Source organism: Caenibius sp. WL (assembly GCF_019803445.1).
Classification (GTDB): Bacteria; Pseudomonadota; Alphaproteobacteria; order Sphingomonadales; family Sphingomonadaceae; genus Caenibius.
In genome coordinates this window covers 3,003,854-3,024,411 of record NZ_CP081844.1, presented here as the reverse complement: position 1 = coordinate 3,024,411, position 20,558 = coordinate 3,003,854, and the positions used below count along the sequence as shown (strand labels likewise).

Here is a 20,558-nt window from a genome sequence, read left to right as displayed (position 1 = left end):
CCAGCGGTATGAACAGAAAACTGCCGGGCCCACGCACTTACCCAAATCTACGGGGCACTCACTTGAAAGCGATGCGGGGGGCAGGATCAGGCGCCGGTCGCGGCGAGAATGCTGACCAGTTGTGATTGCCGGCGCGCGCCCGTCTTCGCGAAAATGGCGCGCAGCTGCGTCTTGGCGGTGTTGTGCGTGATGCCGAGGCGGCGGGCGGCTTCGACCAGTGAGACCCCTTGCGTCAGCGTCACCGCGAGGCGGGCTTCGGCCATGGTCAGGCCGAACAGTTCGCGCGCGGTTTCGGGTTCGAGCGAGGATTCGTCGCCCGGCAAAGCGAGGAACAGGGCGAGCGCGCCCGTCCCCGAATGGATCGCGGGCAGATCCATGGCGCGGGCGGTGGCGATCAGGTCGCCCCGCTCGGGCCGTTCGATGCGGAAGCGGGTGACTTTGGTCTGGCCCACCGGTCTGGCGAGAAGATCGGCGATGATCTTGCGCGGTTCCACCGTGTCGAACGCCAGACAACCGCCCGCCCGCCGGACGCCTTCGCCTTCGGTGAGGAAACGTTCGGCAAGGGCATTGCTGCTGATGATGCGGCCATTGCGGTCGAGCACCAGCAGGGCGAGCCCCAGCCCTTCGGTCGCGCTTTCGAACATGGCGTGTTCGGCGCCGGCCAGTTGCAGTCTCTCGAACAGGCTGACGGCGATGCGCAGATGCGGCACCAGCGCCTGCAAGGCGGTCCGTTCCGCCGCCGCGAAATCAGGCTTGCTCTTGTCGCGCGAGACCCGGAAACGCGCTTCGAACTGGCCGCTGAAACGCATGTCGACGGCCAGCACCTGTTCGCCGCCCGCGACATCCAGATAGTCGCGATATTCGGAATAATCTTCCATCGCCATCTGGCTTATGAATTCGGTGAACGATGTCACCTTACCATCGGGCAAATCCTTGAACGGATCTTCCGCGAAGAACGATTCGATATAGCGGGCCATGAAGTGCGGATCGGCGCCCGGGGTGACATAAGTGCCCGGCATATGCGTGCCGGGGGCGGTGATGATGAGAGTCGCGAAGCTCGATTCCAGCCATTTGGCGAGCGCTTCGAGAAAGGCATCCCACGGATGCTCGCTGTCGAGGTCGCCATAAAGGCGCACCAGAAGGTCGGAGAATTGCGGATCGACAGGCGTGTCCATCCCCGATGCCTTAGAGCATCATGGGGAAAAGTAGGTAATGCTTTTGCGCATCAAGGCGACGCGGGGCCGCGCGGCATGGCTATCGTGCGGAAAAGCGGAGGGCTCACGCTATGCGCGTGGCCGGAAAGTTGGGTGCGCGCGGCGGAAGTTCGGAACCCCGCCGCGCGCACCCTTATGGCATCAAACGGTTTCAGCCTGCTTGGCTGCTGCCTGCGCACGGAAGTGCGGGATGACCTTCTCACCGATGTTGCGGATCGTTTCCATGATCACGTCGTGCGGAATACCGCCCATCTGGAACAGGAACAGGATTTCGTCGGCACCGGCGTCGATCAGGCGCTGCACGTAGCGGATGCAGTCTTCCGGCGTGCCGTATGCGTCCTGTGCGACGTTGTAGTTCGACAGGTGTTCGTCACCCACCGGAATGGCTTCTTCCGAGAGGTACGCGATGGTCTGTTCTTTTTCCTTGTTGAGGATGGCTTCCTGTTCCTCGGCCGAGAGATCTTCGTCGATCGTGGGCAGCGGGCCGCCCTGATACCAGTAGGCGATCGATTCGGCGAAGAAGCGCTGGCCGCGCAGGCCGATCTTGCGGGCCTTTTCGCGATCTTCGAGCACGGTCGCGGCGCAGAGCGCGGCGAGGTGTTCGGTCGGGCGGAAACCGACTTGATCTTCAGGCTTACGGTTGCGGTAGGCTTCGCGGTAGATCGCGTTCTTCTTGGCGATTTCGTCCGGGCCGGAGAAGCCGAGCACGAGCGCGCCGATACCGCGTTCACCGGCGGCGACCAGCGTGTGTTCGCGGGTGCAGGCCATGTACATCGGCGGATGCGGGTCCTGATACGGGCTGGGGTGGATCGGGCGCTTCGGAATCTTCACGTAGGTGCCGTCATGTTCGATTTCGTCCTGCACCATGATCTTCGGGATCAGGTACATGCTTTCGTCGATCATCGGCTGCAGTTCTTCGAGATTGTACCCGAACGTGCCCGCTTCCTGCTGCGTGCCGCCCTTGCCGACCCCGAAGTGCAGACGGCCCTTCGACAGGATGTCGAGCGTGGCGATGCGTTCGGCGACCTTGACCGGGTGGTTCATCGCGGGGGGAAGGCAGACCACGCCGTGGCCGACGTGAATGCGGTCGGTCGCGCCGGCGATGAAGGCGAGCACGGTTTCCGGCGCCGACATGTGGGCATACTGCGTGAGGGCAGTGTGTTCGACGCACCAGATGCAGTCAAAGCCCATTTCTTCAGCGTACTTCGCCTGATCCACGATCTGGTGGAACACGGCCTGTTCGTTTTCGCGCGAGGTGTCCACCATCTGCGCTTCGTAGATAATCGAAAATTTCATGCTGCACTCTCCCAGCTCTGAGGCCTTAAAGGTTGGAACGCGACTGTCTATCCCGCGCCCAGGCACCCCGCATAACCCAAATGGGTGATGCCCACGGTGCAGGGGAATTTTTCCGCACGCGCGCGGCAGAACGCCTGTGCATACGCCGAACCCCGTCAGTTCTCCAGCGCGGCGTTCACTTCCAGCAGGATTTTTCCGCGCACATGGCCTTCTTGCACGCGGCGGTGCGCTTCGCCCGCTTCGGCCAGTGGCATGACGGTATATTCGGGCGCGACGATGGAACCCGCCGCCAGCGCTTCCACCAGTGCGCGCAACTGGCGCGGCTGGTTGGCGAACTGGGAAATCGTTGGCACGACCGTGATTCCGGCGGCGGCGGCGCGGGCCGGATCGATGGCGGGTTCATCCGCGATCAGCGTGCCGATGGGGGCGACGATGCCGCCGCGCTTCATCACATCGACCACATCGACGAACGTGCCCTGGCCGACCGTATCGACCACCACATCCACGCCATCGGGCGCCCATTCGCGAATCCGGGCGTAGGGATCGCCCTGCCGGTAATCGATCGCGCATTCCGCGCCGAGTGCGGTGACATAGTCGAAATTGCGCGGGCTGCAGGTGGTGGCGACGCGCGCGCCGGCCATCCGGGCGAGCTGGATGGCGAAACTGCCGGTGCCGCCCGCGCCGCCATTGACCACCACCGTCTTGCCTGCCCCTGCCTGGCCCACGTCCAGCGTCGCTTCCCATGCGGTCATCCCGGCGGTGGGCAAGGTGGCGGCCTCGCGGAAGCCGATGGTGTCGGGCAGGCGGATGACGCGTTCGGCTGCCGCGCGGACATATTCGGCATAGGAGCCGCGTTCGCCGATGCCCTGATTGCCCGGAGTCACCACCCGGTCCCCCACGGCGAGGCCGGTGACGCCTTCGCCCACTTCGGCGACCACGCCCGCCGCATCGAAGCCGACGACGAAGGGGAACGTGTAATCGAAATAGCGGGCCAGCCAGCCTTCGCGCGATTTCCAGTCCGCCGGATTGACGCTGGCGTAAGCGATCTGGACGACGACATTGCCGGGGGTGGCGACGGGCTTTTCGATTTCCGCCAGATGCAGCACTTCGGGCCCGCCGAAGCTATCCAGAACCATCGCTTTCACCGGCAATCCTCCTCTCAAGATGTTTGGCGGGCACTCTATGGCCGGGGCAAAAGTGAGTAAATACTTATTGCGTGGGGCGCGGGCTGTTGTATTCCGTTGCAAGCTGTCATGAAATTGGCAGGCATCGCGCATTCCGGCCGCCCTTCCGGCGCGGCGGGCGCGACGATGGAACACGAAAAAGGAGCCCGAAGGATGCCGCTTGATCCGCAAATCGATGCCATGCTGTCCAGCATGCCGCCCTGGCCCGGTGTGCGCCACATTCCGCTGGCCATGCTGCGGCAGTCGGTGCGCGACAGTTCGATCGCGATCCCGCCCGCGCAGGATGCGGTGGTCGCCGGGGTGGAAGACCGGACGATTGCCGGGCCGGGCGGCGATCTGGCGCTGCGGATCTACACCCCGCAGGGCGAAGGGCCGTTTCCGGTTACGCTCTATATGCATGGCGGCGGTTTCGTGGTCGGCGATCTCGACACGCAGGATATGATCGCCCGGGCGCTGTGCGCGTGGGGCGAAACGCTGGTGATTTCGGTCGATTACCGGCTGGCGCCCGAACATCCGTTCCCCGCCGCGCCCGACGATTGCTGGGCCGCGCTGCAATGGGCAGCGGCCCATGCGGGCGAACTGGGCGGCGATCCCGCGCGGCTTGCCGTGGCGGGGGACAGCGCGGGCGCCAATCTCGCCTGCGCACTGGCCTTGCGGTCGCGCGATGAAGGCGGGCCTGCCTTGCGGGCGCAGATCAATTTCTACGGATCGTGCAACTATCCCTGGCCCAAGAGCCCGTCGGCCGAGGAATTCGCCGATGGGCCGCTGCTGACCAGCGACGATGTGGACTGGTTCTGGGAACAGTATCTCACCGATCCCGCCACGCAGCAGGACGATCCGCTGGCCTCGCCCTTGCGCGCGGCGAGCCATGAGGGGCTGGCGCCCGCATTCGTCGCCACCGCCGAATGCGATCCTTCGCGCGACGATGCCGAAGCGTTCGCGGCCAAGCTGGAACATGCCGGGGTGACGGTGGCGCGTAAGCGCTACCCCGGCATGATTCACGGCTTCGCCTCGTGGGTGGGCTTCCTGCCCGGCGCGCGCGAAGCGCTGCAGGATGCCGCGCGCTTCCTGAAACAACACACGGGCAAGTGAGAGGAACGGGACATGGACAAGATGAATTTCGACGGCAAAGTGGCGATTGTCACCGGCGCGGGCGGGGGGCTGGGCAAGACCTATGCCAGCCTGCTGGCCGAACGCGGGGCGAAAGTGCTGGTCAACGATCTGGGCGGCAATTTCACCGGCACCGGGGCTGACGCGGGCTATGCCGCCGCCGCGGCCGAGGAAATCCGCGCCAGGGGCGGGATCGCCGAAGCCAACACCAACAGTGTCGCCACTTCCAGCGAGGCCAAGGCCATTGTCGCCGATGCGATGCAGCGCTGGGGCCGGGTGGATATCCTGGTCAACAACGCCGGGATCGTCAGCGGGGGCGGCCCGCTCGAAACGCTGACCGACGAACAGTGGGACAAGGACATTTCGGTTGCCGCCAGCGGCACGTTCTATCTCTGCCGCGAAGTCTGGGCGCAGATGAAAGCCAACGATTATGGCCGCATCGTCAACGTCTGTTCCGGCTCGTGGTTCGGCATGGGCTCGGGCGTGCCTTATCCCGCCGCCAAGGGCGCGGTGTGGGCGATCACCCGCTGCCTCGGTTCGGCCAGTTCGGCCAACAACTGGAACATCCGCGTCAACTGCATCATGCCGATTGCCGGCAGCCGGATGACCGAGCTGATGGGCCCGGAAATCAACGCGCTGATGCACCGCGATTTCCCGCCGCACGCGGTGGCCCCGGTGGTCGCGATGCTGGCCCACGAAGACGTGCCCTGCAACGGCGAGATGTTCACGGTGGGCGGCGGCGGGTATGCCCGTGTCTTCGCCGGGGTTTCGACTGGCTATCGCGCCACCGACAAGGATTGGACCATCGAGGACGCGATGGCCAATTTCGATACGGCGTTCAGCACGGAAAGCTTCGAAATCCCTAAGGATTCGATGGACGATGCCTCGATGTACACCTCCGATGTGCCGTGGCCGATGTTCCGCCAGTTCATCGCCTGACCGGAAAAGGAAACAAGCACAATGGGAAGAGTCGAAGGCAAAGTCGCGATCGTCACCGGGGCGGGGCGCGAAGGGAACATCGGCGTGGCGGTCTGCCGGGCGCTGCTGCGCGAAGGGGCGAAAGCGGTGGTCGGCACCGACATGCGCACCGAACAGGCGGACGCGATTGCCGCCGCCGTGGCGGGTGACGGCCATGCCGGGGCGTTTCGCCTGAGGCAGCAGGACGTGACCAGCGAAGCCGACTGGCAACGCGTCATCGGCGATACGGTGGCGGCGTTCGGCCAGCTCGATGTGCTGGTGAACAACGCCGGGCTGTCGATCCACGGCGGGGTGATGGAAACCTCGCTGGAGGATCTGCGCACCGTGATGGCGGTCAATCACGATGCGCTGTTCCTCGGGATCAAGCATGCCGTGCCGCATCTCGAATCCGCTATCCAGCGGTTCCCCGGCGGCGGGGCCATCGTCAACAATCTGTCGATGGCGTCCTACATGCCCAACGCCAACAACATCGGCTATCACGTGTCGAAAGCGGCGGGGCGGATGCTGACGATCTGCGCCGCGCAGGAACTGGGCCGCAAGCGCATCCGCGTCAATTCGATCCACCCCGGCATGACGATGACCCCGATCCTGCGCGAAGGGTTCGAGGACTATGTCCGCCAGGGCCTGTGGGAATCGCCCGAAGCGGCCGAAGCCGCGCTCGCCGCGATGGGCCCGCTCGGCATTTCAAGCCAGCCGGAGGATACCGCCCATGCCTTCGTCTATCTCGCCTCGGACGAATCGAAATTCATGACCGGGGCTTCGATCTACCACGATGGAGCGATCGGCCTGCGTTATTGAGCGCTGTCTGTGGTGATCCGGGGGCCGTCCGCAAGGATTGGCCCCCTTTTTTTGGGGTGGTTGCACAGGCATCTCCGTCTCCGTTCGGTACTGCGCCCTTCGGCACCTCCTTCCGTTCTCCCCCGTCCGCTCATCCTGAGCCAGCCGAAGCCTGTCCTGAGCGGCTGCTGCAAGCAGCCAGCCGAAGGGGATGCGCGCGAACGGCAGCCCCTTCAGCCACACCCTAGCGCGTGTCCTTCGACAGGCTCAGGACGAGCGGGGGTGGGTTTTGCCCCTCTCATCTCCCCACCCCGCAGGTTGACGCAGAACGGCCCGAAAGTGCGGCCCCTGCACCGTCACCACCACACACTCCGATCATGCCCGCGCAAAGCCGATCATATTGCGCAAGCAACCGCAACAGCGCGGTATCGCTGGGCTGGCGGCTGACCGCGGCAAAGCGTCCGCGATACATCCGCACCCGTACCGGCCCGGCAAATGCGAGCGCGGGCAGATCGTCGGGTGTGACTTTCCGCGCCGGTATCCTGATACCGGCCCGCCCGGCCAGCGCGGCATCCCATGCGGCGGCGAACCCTGCGGCATCGGCCCGGCGGCGCAGGCGATAGGCGCTCTCGCGCGAACGCCCCACCCGCGCGGCGGCTTCGGAAACAGAACCGGTCTGCGCCAGCCAGCCGATAAACCGCCCCTGCCGCTGTGCATCCCACCCATCGCGCCGGGCGCGCACCGACACGGGCACGAATGCGGGCAGGCGGCGGTAAGCGGGCCACAAGGGACGGGCCGATGATTTACGGGAGCGGGTTTTCCGGGCGGTTGCCTGCCGGGAACGGGCGGACGGGTTTCTGCGCTGCGTCATCCGGCAGGTTAGGGCAGATTTCGGGCGTGTAGGAAAGTGTTTTGCCGGGGGGATACTGCCGTTCCCATTCCCATGCAGCCCAAACCTCGTCATTCCCGCGCAGGCGGGAATCCAGCCGCAACCGTAGAACTGGATTCCCGCCTGCGCGGGAATGACGAAGGGGGTTTCAGGCCAGCCTGCATGGCAAGCCGACCAGAAATACGGGAGCGAAGCCAATGCCCCCAAGTCCCCCATCCGTTCGTCCTGAGCCTGTCGAAGGACGCGCCCCACGATAGCGGCTATGCCACCAGCGCATGGGGCCAATGGCGGCGCGTGGCCTTCGACAGGTTCAGGACGAACGGGGTGGGGTGTTCGCACGCATCGGGCGCCAGAAGCCGGTCAGCGGCTGGCGGCGATGACTTCGATCCGCAGCGGCGCCCCGCCGGCGGCGATGGCAAGCAGGCGATCGACATTGGGATGTGCGCCCGGGCGGTTGCGCGCATCCGCCGTGTGTTCGGCAAACACGGCCAGGCCGTGTTCGGCCGCTTCCGCATTCAGAGCGCCAAAAGCCTGCTTGAGATAGTGATAGACGGCGAGCGAGCCTTGCTTGCCCGGCTGGTTCTCGATGCTGGCGGCCACGGCGCCGTTCTCGTCGATCAGGTCGATGCGTTCCACGCCGTCGACGGGCGGCAAGTGCTGAAGATTGTCCTTGAACGTCGTACCCGGTTGAATTGTCGCCAGCATGTCCCGCTTCCTCAGTTGATTGCGCGGGCCTGTAACAGCTTCGCCGGGCGCCCGCCATGCGCTTTCCGGTTTCCCGCACCGCACGCAAAAAGACGGCCGCCCCGGTGATGCGCGGGGCGGCCGTCCTGTGCGGCGAAGGGGCGCGGCCGTGCGCCCCGGCCCGCATGCTTACTTGTGCAGCGTATAGGTGCCTTCTTCCGGCTGGCGCGTTTCGACGAAGAAATCGACCAGACGCCACGGCCACGACAGATACACGCGGCCCTTGGAATTGTTGTAGTAGCTGTTGGCTTTCGGATGGGTCCAGATCATCTGCGGCATGCGTTCGTCTACTTTGCGGTTCCACGCATCGAAAGCTTCCTGCTTGATCTCGAACGCCTTGGCGCCGGCCGCGACGATGCGATCCAGTGCCTCGACGATCCAGTTCACCTGGCATTCCGAAATCATGTTCTGCCCGGCGGCGTGATTGGGCGCGCTGTTGGGGCCGACCGTCCAGAACAGGTTCGGATAGCCCGGCATGACCATGCCCATGTAGGAGCGCGCGTCTTCATCGCCCCATTCCTCGCCCAGATCGCGGCCGCCCACGCCCTTGACGGTGAGATTGCCGATCATCTTGGCGACATCGAAACCGGTGGCGCAGAGGATCACGTCGCATTCGTAGAACGTGCCGTCCTTGGCTTCCACGCCATTGGGCAGGATGCGGGCGATGCCACCGTTTTCGAGATGGACGTTGTCGCGCGCCAGCGCATCGAGCCAGCCGTTATCGAGGATGATGCGCTTGGAGAAGATCGGGAAATCGGGCGTGAGCTTTTCGATCACGTCCGGGCGGTCGGCCAGCTTGGTGTTGAGATATTGCAGCGCATACTGGCGGATGCCTTCGTTGGCGGCGGACACGGCCAGATCGTTGCCTTCCCATTCCGGATCTTTCAGCACGTTGCCGAACAGCCCGTCGGCCGCGAACCAGTACACGCGGAAGCGGAACCATTCGAGATAGGTCGGGATATGGGTCAGCGCCCATTTCATCCCGTCGCTCACCTCGTGGGCGATTTCCGGGTTGAACAGCACCCAGTGCTGCGTGCGCTGATAGACGTTCATCTGCGCGACCTTGGGGGCGATCGCGCCGACCAGTTGGGCCGAACTGGCGCCGGTGCCGATCACGGCCACGCGCTTGCCCGTCACGTCGAGATCGGCAGGCCAGGCGGCGGTGTGGACCACCGGGCCGTTGAAATCGTGCAGGCCGGGGATATCGGGCCACTTGAAGCGGTTGACCGGGCCATGGCCGTTGATCACCGCATTGGCGACGATATCCTCGTGCGAACCGTCGGGATTGCGCACCGTCACCGTCCAGGTGGCGGATTTCTCGTCATAGACCAGCGTTTCGACAGCGGTGTTGAAGCGCACTTTGTCGCGCAGGTCGTACTTGTCCGCCACGCTCAGCAGATAGCGCTGCATATCCGCGCCCTGCGGGTGGTAATGCGTCCAGTCGGGCCAGATTTCCCAGCTGAAGCTGTAGAAGTGGCTGGGCGTGTCGACACCGACGCCGGGGTAACGGTTTTCGTACCAGGTGCCGCCGACATCGCCGTTCTTTTCGATCACCACGTAATCGTAGCCCGCTTCGCGCAGCTTGGTCGCGGCGGCCATGCCGGTCAGCCCGGCGCCGATCACCAGAACCTTGAAGTTCGTGGGCGGGGTGGGCCGGCTTTCGACTTTGGAACGGTCGATCCACGGGCGGAAACCGCATTGGTCGAACACCACGTCGACGAATTCATCCTCCACCTTTTCGCCCACGGTGGCGGACATGATCTGCTGCATCAGCGCATCGGAAGGGGTGTCGCGGTGGAGCCCTTCGCCGGTGGTCAGCAGGCGGTGCATCTTCGTGCGCAGTTCAGCGGAGAGATCGTCGGGGATAACGGTCGGTTCGCCGGAAAAGGCGGGCTTGATGTGCGGGGCGAAGCGATCAAGCATCGCCGTATCGCGCGACAGGTGGACATAGGCGGCCAGCAATGTCGGCACATTCGCTTCAGCCAGTGCGCCCGCAAGTTCGGGGCTGTCCGCAAGCGGCAGGGATTTCAACGCGTTGGCAAGCTTTTCATTGGTGGACATGCAGGCTCCCGAATCTTCCGAATGAACTTATGTGAGTGCACACTTACATTGATCGGGCGGAGTTTCAAGCGGAATTCGGGTTTTCCTTTTGGTATAAAGTAATGCATCAGGGCGGCGCTGCCGCGAAAGTGGCGGTCCTTTTGGGGGACAGGATGGCAATGATGGACAAGAAAACGATTTTCCTCACCGGCGCGACCGGCAACATGGGCGGGGCGACGCTGCACGAACTGATGCAGCGCACCGACCGTTTTCGCGTGCGCGCGCTGGTCCGGCCGGAAGAGAAGGCGCACCCGATCCTCAAACGCTACGCCGGCCATCCCGCTTTCGAAGTGGTCTGGGGCGATCTGACCAATTACGACGATATCCTGCGCGGCGTCACCGGTGTGGATCAGGTGCTGCATATCGGCGGGATGGTCTCGCCCTATGCCGATGCTTATCCCGAACTGACGATGAAAGTGAACGTCGGCGGCGCGCGCAATATCGTCGATGCGATCAAGGCGCAGCCGGAACCGAACCGGATCGCGCTGGTCTATATCGGCACGGTGGCGCAGACGGGCGACCGCAGCGCGCCGATCCATTGGGGCCGCACGGGCGATCCGATCAAGATCAGCACATTCGATCAATACGCCGTCAGCAAGACCATGGCCGAAGCGATCGTCGCGGAATCGGGGCTGAAGCGCTGGGTTTCGCTGCGGCAGACGGGCATGCTGCACCCCAACATGTGGAAAATCCACGATCCCATCGTCTTCCACAATCCGTGGAACGGGGTGTTCGAATGGGCCACCGTGGGCGATTCCGGGCGGCTGGCGGCCAATACCTGCGAAGACAGCGTGCCTGAGGAACTGTGGCGCGGGTTCTACAACATCGGGGGGGGCGCGAAGATGCGCACCGTCACGCACGAATTCGCCGCCGCCACGGCCCGGGCGGTGGGGGCGAAGGATTTCCGTGACACGCAGTTGCCGCACTGGTCGGCCACGCGCAATTTTCACGGCCAGTGGTACACCGATTCCGACCGGCTGGAAGCGCTGGTCCCCTACCGCCGCGAAAGCCTGGACCACTTCTTCGCCGCGTTGTCCCGCTCGGTGCCGTTCTACATCAAGCTCGGCGCGCGCTTCGCGGGCAAGGCGGGCCTGCGCCGGATGCAGAAGCTGGCGGAAGGGCCGGGCGGGACGCTCAACTGGCTGGCGAACGATGACCAGGCGCATATCCGCCCGTTCTTCGGCTCGCGCGAGGAATGGGAACGTCTTCCGCGCGATTGGGCCAGCTATCCGCTCGAACAGCCCTCGCGCACGCCGACCGAACTCGATCACGGCTACGACACGACGAAGCACGAAAGCGCGTGGACCCGGGCGGACCTTCTCGGCGCGGCGGAATTTCGCGGCGCCACGCTGCTGTCCGATGGGGAGATCGGCGCAGGGGAACCGGCCCGCTGGCGCAGCGCCATGGGCCATGAATTCACCATGACCCCGCGCCTGATGCTGCGCGGCGGGCACTGGTGCCCCACGTCCATGGTGGACCCCGCGACTTACGATACCGCCGCCAGCGTCAACCCGTTCTTCGCTCAGGTATGGAGCAGGGGATACTGATTGCCGACAGGCCGCCGGGGGGTGAAACTCTGGCGGCCAGCGCGCCCGATCACAGCGTTTCCGCAATCACCCCCGCCGTGCGCAGACGTTCGATGTCCGCGTCATCGAGGCCCAGCGCGGCGCGCAGGACGGCGGCGGTGTCCTCGCCACAGCGCGGCGGGGCCTTGCGGTAGCTGGCCGGAGTGCGCGACAGCTTGCCGGGGAAGCCCAGCACTTTGACCGGCGTCCCGTCGGAGCGTTCCATATCCTTGACCAGCCCGCGATGCGCGATCTGCGGATCGGCGAGGATTTCGGGGATCGTGTTGACTTTGCCGCCGGGCAGGCCCGCCGCTTCCATCCGCGCGATCAGGTCGTCCGATTGCCAGGTGCCGATGGTTTCCTGCATCGCCGGGATCAGATCGTGGCGGTGGGTGCTTCGCCCGCCGTTGGAGGCATAGCGTGGATCGTCCGCCAGATCCTCCCGCCCGAGCAGCGCGCAGAAGGCGCGGAACTGCCGGTCATTGCCCAGCGCCACCAGAATCTCGCCATCGGCGCAGGCGAAATCCTGATAGGGCACGGTGTTGGGATGAGCATTGCCGAGACGGCGGGGGACCATCCCGCCGTTCATATAATTGGAGGCCTGATTGACCAGCAGCGACACCTGCGTATCGAGCAGGGCGCAATCGATATATTGCCCTTCGCCCGTGGCGTTGCGGTGGTTGAGCGCGGCGAGGATCGCAATCGTGGCATAAAGCCCCGTCACCAGATCGCTGATCGGCACGCCGACTTTGATCGGCCCGCTGCCCGGCTCGCCATCGGCATGGCCGGTCACGCTCATCAGCCCGCTCATCCCCTGAATCAGGAAGTCGTAGCCGCCGCGATCCTTGTAGGGGCCATCCTGCCCGAAGCCGGTGATCGAGCAATAGATCAGGCCGGGATTCACCGCCCGCAGCGATTCGTAATCCAGGCCGTATTTCGCCAGCCCGCCGACACGGAAATTCTCCAGCACGATATCCGACTGCGCGGCCAGACGGCGCAGCAGCGCGGCCCCTTCGGGATCGGCCATGTTGACCGCGATGGAATGCTTGTTGCGGTTGGCGCAAAGGTAATAGGCCGCGTCATTGGAGCCGTCCTCCAGGAACGGCGGGCCCCAGCGGCGGGTGTCGTCACCCTGTCCCGGCTGTTCCACCTTGATGACTTCCGCGCCGAGATCGCCCAGCGCCTGCGAGGACCATGGCCCGGCCAGCACGCGCGACAGGTCGAGCACCCGAAGGCCCGCCAGCGGGCCGATGTTCTGCATATCATCGGCCATCGCGGATCACCGGTCCTGGAATTGCGGCGCGCGCTTGTCGAGAAACGCGCCGATGGCTTCGTGGTGATCCTCGGTATGGTGCGCCAGGGCCTGATAGGCCGCCGCCATTTCGAGCAGTTGCGGCAATTGCATATGCTGCCCTTCGCGCATCAGCCGCTTGGCCATGCGGGTGGCGTGGCCGGGATTGGCCGCGATGCTGCCGGCGATTTCGCGGGCGCGGGGAAGGAGTTCCGCATCCGGCAGGACTTCGCTCACCAGCCCATATTCCAGCGCTTTGGCCGCATCGATGGCATCGCCGGTCAGCGTCATCTGGCTGGCGCGGGCCATGCCGATCACGCGCGGCAGCAGCCATGCCCCGCCGCCGCCGGGAATGATCCCCAGCTTGACGTAGCTTTCCGCCATCACCGCCCGTTCCGCCGCGATGCGGATGTCGCACATGCAGGCGATATCGAGCCCGAGGCCGATGGCCGGGCCGTTGATCGCCGCGATCACCGGCACTTCCAGTTCGATCAGCGCCTTGCCGATCAGTTGCACGCTGGTGCGATAGGCGTTGCGTTGCTGATAGGGCGTGCCCGCGAACATGCCTTCGCGGTCGCGCATGTTCTTGACATTGCCGCCCGAACAGAACGCCTTGCCCGCGCCCGTCAGGATGATCGCGCGGATCGACAGGTCGCGCGTGGCATCGGCGCAAAACGCGGCGAATTCCTCGCTCTGCGATGTTTCGGTGATCGCGTTGCGGTCGTCCGGGCGGTTCAGCGTGACGGTGACGACGGCACCATCGCGCGCGATCTGGAGGAAGGGGGACATGCGGGTTCTCCGTGCAGGCCGGATCGTGTCCGGGCCGATCATGGGTTTGTGCTAGGCCGATCCGCACGGCACTGCTAATATTGAATTATCGCCAATCGATAGTTTTTGCATATCATGGATCTGCGCCAGCTTCGCTATTTCACCACGCTTGCCGAAACCTTGAACTTCCACCGCGCGGCGGAGCGGCTGAACATGTCGCAGCCGCCGTTGACGGTGGCGATTCGCAAGCTGGAGGCGGAACTGGGCGCGCCGCTGTTCGAACGCGGCGTGCGCGGCGTGCGGCTGACGGCGGCGGGCAAGGCCGCGCTGGGCCCCGCGCGTGAGGCGCAGGCGCAGGCGCGGGCCGTGCGCGACGCGGTGCAGCAGGGGGCGACAGGCGAACTGGGGCGCCTGCGGATCGGGTTCGTCGGTTCCGCTGTCAGCGAACGGCTGCCGCGGATCATTTCCGCCTATCGCGCGCAGTTTCCACGGGTGGAACTGGAACTGCGCGAAATGACCAGCGCCGAAATCGTGGAGGAGATCGAAGCGCGCAATTTTGATGCCGGGCTGGTGCGCCTGCCGATCATGCGCCGGGTGCCGCTGATGCTGGACGTGATCGAGCATGATGAACTGGTGGCCGCAGTGCCCGCTGATCATGCGCTGGCCCGGCGCAAATCGGTGGCGCTGCGCGAACTGGCCGACCAGCCGTTCATCATCCACAGCGCGATCAGCGTGCTGCACATCATCACCATTCTGGAATGCCAGAAGGCTGGGTTCGCCCCGCGCGTGGCGCAGGAAGCGACACAGGTGCAGACGATTCTCAGCCTCGTGCAATCGGGGCTGGGGGTGGGGCTGGTGCCCGCGCGCATGGCCCGCTTCGCGCCCGAAGCGGTGCATCTGATGCCGTTGACGGAACCCATCGCCATCGAAATGGGAATCGCCTGCCGGCCCGATGCGGAAGTGCTGGTGCGCAATTTCATCGCGGTGGCCCGCGAACAGAGCGATACGCAAACACTATCGGAATTGCGGAAATAAATATTTGAACAGAAGCGGCGGGGTGGCGCATCTGGGCGCGCACCATTCGCGGAGAGACGACCCGTGTTCGATACGCTTGCCCTTGCCAGCCTGCCGCCGGAGGATGAGGCGCTGCGCCCCGCCATTCGCGAACTCGTCGCGCGGGCGGTGGCGGATATGCCGGTGGACCGGCGCGCGCGCAGTTGGCAGGGTTTCGATGCCGCGTTCAGCCGCCGCTTGGGGCAGGCGGGGTTCCTCGGCCTCAATCTGCCCAAGCGCTATGGCGGGCAGGAGCGCGGGCCTTTCGCCCGGTTCGTGGTGGTGGAAGAACTGCTGTCCGCCGGGGCCCCGGTGGCGGGCCACTGGATCGCCGACCGGCAGAGCGCGCCGCTGATCTGCAATTACGGCACCGAGGCGCAGCGCGCATTCTACATCCCGCGCATCTGCAAGGGGGAAGCGCTGTTCTGCATCGGGATGAGTGAGCCCGGCTCCGGCTCCGACCTTGCCAGTGTGCGCACCCGCGCGGAAAAGACCGCCACGGGCTGGCTGCTCAACGGGCAGAAGATCTGGACGACCAATTCGCTCCATTCCGATTACATGATCGCGCTGCTGCGCACCTCGGGCAAACCGGAAGACCGGCACGCGGGGCTGTCGCAACTGATCGTCGATCTGCGGCTGCCCGGCGTCACCATCCGCCCGATCGTCGATCTGACGGGCGATGCCCACTTCGCCGAAGTGTTCTTCGAAAATGTCGAACTGGCGGACGATGCGCTGATCGGGCGCGAGGGCGAAGGGTGGAAGCAGGTCACCGCCGAACTGGCGTTCGAACGCAGCGGGCCGGAACGGATCTATTCCAGCGTCGTCCTGCTCGATGCCTGGGTCCGCCATCTGCGGGAAACGGGTCGGGCGGATGACGCTACGCTGGCCATGGTCGGCGGGTTCACCGCGCGGCTGGCCACATTGCGCGCGATGTCCATCGCCTGCACCGCGCGGCTGGCGCTGGGCGAAAGCCCGGTGGTCGAAGCCTCGCTGGTGAAGGACCTCGGCACCCATTTCGAACAGGAACTGCCAGTGGCGATCGGTGACGATCTGGCCGGCCACCCGGATGAGCCGGCCTCCACCGAACTTTACCGCACGCTACTCTATGTCACGCAGGTCGCGCCGAGCTTCTCGTTGCGCGGGGGCACGCGGGAAATCCTGCGCGGGATTATCGCGCGCGGCCTGGGCCTGCGTTGAGAAAGGAGGCGGACCATGGATAGCAACGAACTGCTCGAACCCTTCGAACGGATGCTGGAGACGATTTCCAGCCCGGCGCAGGTGCGCGCGGTGGAACAGGGCGCATCCGCCGCGTCGCTGTGGGATGAACTGGTGCAATCGGGTTTCCTCGATGCGCTGGTGCCTGAAAGCGCGGGCGGGGCGGGGCTGGCACTGGCCGATGTCGAGCCGCTGTGGCGGGCGCTCGGCCGCCATGCCGTGCCCGTGCCGGTGGCGGAAACCATGGCGGCGCGGTTCCTGCTGGCCGAAGCGGGCGTGGATGCGCCGCAAGGGCCGATTGCTTTTGCCGCGGCGCGGCCGGGGCAGGATGCGATCGTGCCGTTCGGTCTGGTGGCGGAGCATGTGCTGGTCGATCTGGGCGATGGCATGGTGCTGGCGTCCGTGGCTTCGGGCCAGGCGGAGCCTACCGGCGTTGCCGGCAGCCTTGCCGCGCGGATGCGCTGGGACCGGGTGCCGGATGGGCCGGGCCCGCCCGCGCCGGAACATGGCCTGCGCCCCATGGCGGCGGTGCTGCGCGCGGCGGCGATGGCCGGCGCGGCGGCGCGGCTGCTCGATATGACCACCGCCTACGCCAACGAACGGGTGCAGTTTGGCAAGCCCATCGGCCGCCAGCAGGCGCTGCAGCAGAATCTGGCGGTGATGGCGGAAGATACGGTCGCCTGCCGCCTTGCCGCGCAGCTTGGCTGTGCGGGCGGGGTGGTGCCCACGCTCGCGGCGGCGGCCACCGCCAAATCGGTGACCAGCGCATCCGCCGCGCGCATCGCGGCCACCGCCCACGCGGTGCATGGGGCCATCGGGGTGAGTGAGGAATACGATCTCCAGCTTTACACCCGCCGCCTGCACGAATGGCGGCTGGCCGACGGTTCGGAAAGTTACTGGAACCGACTGTTGGGCCGGGCGCGGCTGGCAAGCGGCGATAGCTCGGTCGATTGGGTGCGGGCGCAGGTTTTCGCCTGATCCGGGTCTTGAAGCGCCCGCCCGCCTGAGGCACTCCCATGCGCGAACGGGAGCGAGCATAGCGGCATGGCAGGCAGCAAGGACAACAGCGGATCGCGGCGCGGGCGGCCGAGCCCCGCCCGGGCGAGCGCGATCGACCGGCTGATTCTCGAACATGCGCGCGCGCTTTTCCTCGCCGAAGGGTTCGATGCCGTGGCGATGGAGCAGGTGGCCGCCGCCGCCCGGATATCCAAAGGCACGCTCTATGCCCGCCATTCCTCCAAGGAGGCGCTGTTCACGGCGGTGACGCTCGATCTGATCGCGCAGTGGGCCCAGGCCGCCGCGCAATACGATCACCTGCTGACCGACGATATCGCACAACGTCTGCGCCACCATGCGCATTTGATGGTGCGCAGCATGTTGCGGCCCGATGTGGTGTCGTTCCAGCGGGTCCTGCGCGGGATCAAGCATCGCTTTCCGCAACTGGCGGATGCGGTGTCCGGGGCCGGATACCGCCATATCGTCGATATCATACGCGGCGATATCCTCGCGGCGGCGGAGCGTGACGGCAGGCCGGTGAAGGACGCCGAAGGGGTGGCGCTGACGATCGTTTCCGCCATCGGCGGGTTCGATCTCTATGCGGTGACCAGCGGCAAGCTGACGGTGGAACAATTCCTCGCCCATGCGGACCGGACGATCGAACTCGCCATGGCCGCCCGCGCCGCGTGGTAGCCAGCGCTTGCTATTCGAACGGTACTGTTCGATAAAGCCGCGTTGCCCACCCATGGCAGCGAAAAATAGGGAAGAGGATTGTCCATGCGTCATATTCTGGCTGGCTCTGCCGTGGCATTGCTGGCGCTCACCGTCGCCCCCGCGCTTGCCTCGGCGGCCGATGCCCCCGCTGCGGCGGCCGATGCCCCCGCTGCGGCGGCCGTTCGCGCCGCGAAATACACCACTGCCGATACCACCATCGGCGATCTGCTGGACGATCCGGCGGCCAAGGCGATTGTCGAGAAAGCGGTGCCCGGCTTCACCAGCCAAGGTCAGATCGAAATGGCTCGGGGGATGACTCTGCGCGCGATCCAGGCGTTCGCGCCCGATGATCTGACCGACGAACGGCTGAACCAGATCGACGCCGAACTGGCCAAACTGCCGCAGTAAACCGCAAGGCTGGCCTGCGCCGGCCGGACACGATATGGCCCGAAGCACTTTGTTTTCGGGGACTGTCGCCATGCGCCATCTGCCTGCGTTCCGCACGCTCGCCGCCTCGTGTTTGGCGGCGGGCGTGCTGGCCCCTGTCGCTCCGCTTCGGGCGGACACCGTGCGGCCTGCAGACCGGGGCCCCGCCAGCGCGTTGGCCGGTGCATTCGAACGTCGCGGCGATCTGCTGGTCCACCGGGCATCGGGGATGACGTTCCCGGCCGAGGTCGGCAATGTCAGGCGCGTGTCCGAGCGCGTGTTCAGCGATGCGGGGGATTATGTCGGCGTGCGCTATCGCGTGCCGCTCAGCAACCGGGCGTCCGCTTTGGTGCAGATCGGCATGGTCGAATTGCCGGGCATGGCGGCGCGCGAACACTACCTCAGCCGCCGCGCCATCGTGTTGAACCGCCTTGCTCGCCCCCGGCCGCTGACGGAAGCCCCCTTGGACGAGCTGGATTTCGACAATTTCTACGGGCGCTTCACCAACGGGCGCGAAGTCGAAGGACTGATTACGGCGCAATTCGGCAACTGGGGCGTGCGCGCCGAAACGGAATACCCCGCCAACCGCGAGGCGGAAGCGCACAAGGCGATCACCGCCTTCCTTCTGGGGCTGGACTGGCGCCCTTTGCGGGAAGCGGCTGCCGCCGGCGAACGGTGATTCTGTCCCCGCCCGGGTTATCGGTGGGCCTTGCGGCGCTGCTCCGGCACGGCTGGCCGCGCGTGGAAACCCGGTCGCCGCATATGTCGTTTTCCGTTCCTCGGTCGTTGCATTGTCCTGAAATGTCGGGTGTTTCCCGCAAACGGCATTGTTCAGGAAATGGAATGTCTATGAAACGATCTGCGCACACTTTCTTCCTCGCACTGGCGGCCGTGGCGCTGCCCGCCGCCGTTCAGGCCAAGCCATCCCATGGCGGCGATGGCGTGCATATCGAAGGGGCGGGGCAGGAAAACCACTATCTCGATTGCAATGGGGGAAGCGCGCATATCCAGGGGGCCAGCAATGAATTGACCATCACCGGCGCCTGTTCCAGCCTGACGATCGAAGGCGCGGCCAATATCATTCGGATCGATCTCGCCCCCGGCGCGCCGGTCAGGATCGAGGGCGCCAGCAATCAGGTAAGCTGGTCGATGCCGGGCAACAACAGCCGCCCACGCCTGTCGATCCAGGGTGCCGCCAACCGCGTCCAGCGCGTCCGCTGACGCACACGCCCATGAACATGGCCGCAGACCGGACAGTCCGGTTGCGGCCATTGCTTCGCCGGGACAAGGCCGTTGACAGGAGATGAATGTGCGCCAGTTCTCATCGGCTTCCGCTGTGCTTCTTGCGGTGCTGCTGGCCGGATGCGGGGATGCCCAGGGCGAAGGGCCGATGAAGCCCGGAATCTACGCTTTCGAAGCGCCTGACGGTTCCCGGCACCGCATGGTCTTCGGCAAGGATGGCACTTACTCCGATATGGTGGACAATCAGCCCAAGCCGGCGGGGCAGGGGAAATGGTTTCGCCGCAGCGGGCAGCTTTGCCTGAAACCGGACAACACCGGCAACGACCTGTGCCTTGAGGAGAAAGCGCGCGGCGATGACGGCAGCTTCACTCTGTCGGGCAACGGCATCGTCACCCATTTCACGCTCGAAGCCAGCGCCTCGTGAGCAAGGGCTGCCCGATAAAGGCGCGCGCGCTCCGCCCGTTGCGTCCGATAACCGTCTTTGGTCTTGCCTGCGCGGCTCTTGCCGCCCCGGCCACCGCATCGGCGGCGGAGGCGATCAGGATTGAAGACGCGTCCGGGCGTGCTCTGATCGCTTTGCTGACCGGCAACACGCTCGTGGTGCGCGAACCGGGGCAGACGGGCGAGGCATTCGGCTATCTCTACCTGACAGCGGACGGGACCGCCGAATTGCGTGAAATCCGGCAGAACGCCAAGCGCGTTCGCCTCCAATGGTCCGTCGACGAGCGTGAAAGGCTGTGTCTCTCGGGACCTCCCGAAACCGATCAAGGCAAGGATTGCGCCCTGCTGCGCATTGCCGACGACGATCTCACTATCGAAAGCGGCAACGGAAAGTCCGAACACCTCAAATCGCGCCTGCTCCGGGGCGCACCCGGGGGATTGTGAGGCGGGGTGGGCGGTCTCGATCAAGCCTTGGTGTGATCCGCAATCGCATCGCCAGTCTCAAGCCCATCGATCCGCTACCGCATGAATGTGCGCATTCATAAAGCCAGTTGG

At 65.4% G+C, this 20,558-nt stretch carries 21 protein-coding genes; 13 read left to right on the top strand and 8 right to left on the bottom strand.

From position 1 onward, the window contains the following. Nucleotides 1–86: 86 nt before the first annotated feature. The 3 genes from K5X80_RS14560 to K5X80_RS14550 form a co-directional block, all read right to left on the bottom strand. Complete coding sequence (locus K5X80_RS14560) at nucleotides 87–1,175, bottom strand: helix-turn-helix transcriptional regulator (protein WP_222558428.1); 1,089 nt, start codon at nucleotides 1,173–1,175, stop codon at nucleotides 87–89. Between the two features lie 180 nt (nucleotides 1,176–1,355). Beyond that, nucleotides 1,356–2,510, bottom strand: a complete 1,155-nt coding sequence (locus K5X80_RS14555) for an LLM class flavin-dependent oxidoreductase (protein WP_222558427.1) — start codon at nucleotides 2,508–2,510, stop codon at nucleotides 1,356–1,358. A 155-nt stretch (nucleotides 2,511–2,665) separates the two neighbouring features. Next, nucleotides 2,666–3,646, bottom strand: a complete 981-nt coding sequence (locus K5X80_RS14550) for a quinone oxidoreductase family protein (RefSeq protein WP_261390720.1) — start codon at nucleotides 3,644–3,646, stop codon at nucleotides 2,666–2,668. A gap of 201 nt (nucleotides 3,647–3,847) precedes the next feature. On the opposite strand from K5X80_RS14550, the gene K5X80_RS14545 reads away from it, so the two are divergent. From K5X80_RS14545 to K5X80_RS14535, 3 genes are read left to right on the top strand one after another with little or no spacing between them, the layout of a single operon-like run. Further along, nucleotides 3,848–4,786 (top strand): alpha/beta hydrolase, encoded by a 939-nt coding sequence (locus K5X80_RS14545; protein WP_222558425.1) that lies wholly within the window; start codon nucleotides 3,848–3,850, stop codon nucleotides 4,784–4,786. A gap of 12 nt (nucleotides 4,787–4,798) precedes the next feature. Beyond that, complete coding sequence (locus K5X80_RS14540; protein WP_222558424.1) at nucleotides 4,799–5,743, top strand: SDR family NAD(P)-dependent oxidoreductase; 945 nt, start codon at nucleotides 4,799–4,801, stop codon at nucleotides 5,741–5,743. Between the two features lie 21 nt (nucleotides 5,744–5,764). After that, a complete protein-coding gene (locus K5X80_RS14535) occupies nucleotides 5,765–6,580 on the top strand; it encodes an SDR family NAD(P)-dependent oxidoreductase (protein WP_222558423.1) in 816 nt (271 codons plus the stop codon). 277 nt (nucleotides 6,581–6,857) lie between these two features. Here K5X80_RS14535 and K5X80_RS14530 read toward each other — a convergent pair whose 3' ends face one another. From K5X80_RS14530 to K5X80_RS14520, 3 genes are all read right to left on the bottom strand, one after another. Further along, nucleotides 6,858–7,430: a helix-turn-helix domain-containing protein gene (locus K5X80_RS14530; protein ID WP_222558422.1), complete on the bottom strand. Its 573-nt coding sequence runs from the start codon at nucleotides 7,428–7,430 to the stop codon at nucleotides 6,858–6,860. Nucleotides 7,431–7,808: 378 nt separating this feature from the next. Then, entirely contained in the window at nucleotides 7,809–8,153 is a 345-nt protein-coding gene (locus K5X80_RS14525) for a DUF2322 family protein (RefSeq protein WP_222558421.1), read from the bottom strand. Nucleotides 8,154–8,321: 168 nt separating this feature from the next. After that, nucleotides 8,322–10,253, bottom strand: coding sequence for a flavin-containing monooxygenase (locus tag K5X80_RS14520; protein ID WP_222558420.1), 1,932 nt, complete (start codon nucleotides 10,251–10,253; stop codon nucleotides 8,322–8,324). A gap of 161 nt (nucleotides 10,254–10,414) precedes the next feature. On the opposite strand from K5X80_RS14520, the gene K5X80_RS14515 reads away from it, so the two are divergent. Continuing rightward, nucleotides 10,415–11,839, top strand: coding sequence for an NAD-dependent epimerase/dehydratase family protein (locus tag K5X80_RS14515; RefSeq protein ID WP_222558419.1), 1,425 nt, complete (start codon nucleotides 10,415–10,417; stop codon nucleotides 11,837–11,839). A gap of 49 nt (nucleotides 11,840–11,888) precedes the next feature. Here the strand turns inward: K5X80_RS14515 and K5X80_RS14510 are convergent, their stop codons facing one another. Then, entirely contained in the window at nucleotides 11,889–13,130 is a 1,242-nt protein-coding gene (locus tag K5X80_RS14510) for a CaiB/BaiF CoA transferase family protein (RefSeq protein WP_261390554.1), read from the bottom strand. A 6-nt stretch (nucleotides 13,131–13,136) separates the two neighbouring features. Beyond that, nucleotides 13,137–13,937 carry a crotonase/enoyl-CoA hydratase family protein gene (locus K5X80_RS14505; RefSeq protein ID WP_222558418.1) on the bottom strand — a complete coding sequence of 267 codons (801 nt, stop codon included), beginning with the start codon at nucleotides 13,935–13,937 and terminating at the stop codon, nucleotides 13,137–13,139. Nucleotides 13,938–14,051: 114 nt separating this feature from the next. Here K5X80_RS14505 and K5X80_RS14500 point away from each other — a divergent pair, with 114 nt between their 5' ends. The 9 genes from K5X80_RS14500 (at nucleotide 14,052) to K5X80_RS14460 (ending at nucleotide 20,447) form a co-directional block, all read left to right on the top strand. After that, nucleotides 14,052–14,951 (top strand): LysR substrate-binding domain-containing protein, encoded by a 900-nt coding sequence (locus K5X80_RS14500; protein WP_261390719.1) that lies wholly within the window; start codon nucleotides 14,052–14,054, stop codon nucleotides 14,949–14,951. A 63-nt stretch (nucleotides 14,952–15,014) separates the two neighbouring features. After that, nucleotides 15,015–16,166, top strand: a complete 1,152-nt coding sequence (locus K5X80_RS14495) for an acyl-CoA dehydrogenase family protein (protein WP_261390553.1) — start codon at nucleotides 15,015–15,017, stop codon at nucleotides 16,164–16,166. Nucleotides 16,167–16,181: 15 nt separating this feature from the next. Then, nucleotides 16,182–17,162, top strand: a complete 981-nt coding sequence (locus K5X80_RS14490; protein WP_222558416.1) for an acyl-CoA dehydrogenase family protein — start codon at nucleotides 16,182–16,184, stop codon at nucleotides 17,160–17,162. Nucleotides 17,163–17,228: 66 nt separating this feature from the next. After that, entirely contained in the window at nucleotides 17,229–17,873 is a 645-nt protein-coding gene (locus tag K5X80_RS14485; protein WP_222558415.1) for a TetR/AcrR family transcriptional regulator, read from the top strand. 84 nt (nucleotides 17,874–17,957) lie between these two features. Further along, nucleotides 17,958–18,302, top strand: a complete 345-nt coding sequence (locus K5X80_RS14480; RefSeq protein WP_222558414.1) for a hypothetical protein — start codon at nucleotides 17,958–17,960, stop codon at nucleotides 18,300–18,302. Between the two features lie 70 nt (nucleotides 18,303–18,372). Further along, nucleotides 18,373–18,999, top strand: coding sequence for a hypothetical protein (locus tag K5X80_RS14475; protein WP_222558413.1), 627 nt, complete (start codon nucleotides 18,373–18,375; stop codon nucleotides 18,997–18,999). Between the two features lie 170 nt (nucleotides 19,000–19,169). Then, nucleotides 19,170–19,541: a DUF3060 domain-containing protein gene (locus K5X80_RS14470; RefSeq protein WP_222558412.1), complete on the top strand. Its 372-nt coding sequence runs from the start codon at nucleotides 19,170–19,172 to the stop codon at nucleotides 19,539–19,541. A gap of 88 nt (nucleotides 19,542–19,629) precedes the next feature. Next, a complete protein-coding gene (locus K5X80_RS14465) occupies nucleotides 19,630–19,986 on the top strand; it encodes a hypothetical protein (protein ID WP_222558411.1) in 357 nt (118 codons plus the stop codon). Next, on the top strand, nucleotides 19,983–20,447 hold the full coding sequence (locus K5X80_RS14460; protein WP_222558410.1) for a hypothetical protein: 465 nt from the start codon (nucleotides 19,983–19,985) through the stop codon (nucleotides 20,445–20,447). Before K5X80_RS14465 ends, K5X80_RS14460 begins: the two co-directional genes overlap by 4 nt. Nucleotides 20,448–20,558: the final 111 nt, after the last annotated feature.

Bases quoted from the DNA above. Each gene is read 5' to 3' on its own strand.
- K5X80_RS14515 (WP_222558419.1), top strand. From the start codon at position 10,415: ATGGACAAGAAAACGATTTTCCTCACCGGCGCGACCGGCAACATGGGC.
- K5X80_RS14520 (WP_222558420.1), bottom strand. From the start codon at position 10,253: ATGTCCACCAATGAAAAGCTTGCCAACGCGTTGAAATCCCTGCCGCTT.
- K5X80_RS14510 (WP_261390554.1), bottom strand. From the start codon at position 13,130: ATGGCCGATGATATGCAGAACATCGGCCCGCTGGCGGGCCTTCGGGTG.
- K5X80_RS14550 (WP_261390720.1), bottom strand. From the start codon at position 3,646: ATGGTTCTGGATAGCTTCGGCGGGCCCGAAGTGCTGCATCTGGCGGAA.
- K5X80_RS14560 (WP_222558428.1), bottom strand. From the start codon at position 1,175: ATGGACACGCCTGTCGATCCGCAATTCTCCGACCTTCTGGTGCGCCTT.
- K5X80_RS14540 (WP_222558424.1), top strand. From the start codon at position 4,799: ATGGACAAGATGAATTTCGACGGCAAAGTGGCGATTGTCACCGGCGCG.
- K5X80_RS14545 (WP_222558425.1), top strand. From the start codon at position 3,848: ATGCCGCTTGATCCGCAAATCGATGCCATGCTGTCCAGCATGCCGCCC.
- K5X80_RS14525 (WP_222558421.1), bottom strand. From the start codon at position 8,153: ATGCTGGCGACAATTCAACCGGGTACGACGTTCAAGGACAATCTTCAG.
- K5X80_RS14505 (WP_222558418.1), bottom strand. From the start codon at position 13,937: ATGTCCCCCTTCCTCCAGATCGCGCGCGATGGTGCCGTCGTCACCGTC.
- K5X80_RS14490 (WP_222558416.1), top strand. From the start codon at position 16,182: ATGGATAGCAACGAACTGCTCGAACCCTTCGAACGGATGCTGGAGACG.
- K5X80_RS14500 (WP_261390719.1), top strand. From the start codon at position 14,052: ATGGATCTGCGCCAGCTTCGCTATTTCACCACGCTTGCCGAAACCTTG.
- K5X80_RS14555 (WP_222558427.1), bottom strand. From the start codon at position 2,510: ATGAAATTTTCGATTATCTACGAAGCGCAGATGGTGGACACCTCGCGC.
- K5X80_RS14475 (WP_222558413.1), top strand. From the start codon at position 18,373: ATGCGCCATCTGCCTGCGTTCCGCACGCTCGCCGCCTCGTGTTTGGCG.
- K5X80_RS14535 (WP_222558423.1), top strand. From the start codon at position 5,765: ATGGGAAGAGTCGAAGGCAAAGTCGCGATCGTCACCGGGGCGGGGCGC.
- K5X80_RS14530 (WP_222558422.1), bottom strand. From the start codon at position 7,430: ATGACGCAGCGCAGAAACCCGTCCGCCCGTTCCCGGCAGGCAACCGCC.
- K5X80_RS14485 (WP_222558415.1), top strand. From the start codon at position 17,229: ATGGCAGGCAGCAAGGACAACAGCGGATCGCGGCGCGGGCGGCCGAGC.
- K5X80_RS14480 (WP_222558414.1), top strand. From the start codon at position 17,958: ATGCGTCATATTCTGGCTGGCTCTGCCGTGGCATTGCTGGCGCTCACC.
- K5X80_RS14470 (WP_222558412.1), top strand. From the start codon at position 19,170: ATGAAACGATCTGCGCACACTTTCTTCCTCGCACTGGCGGCCGTGGCG.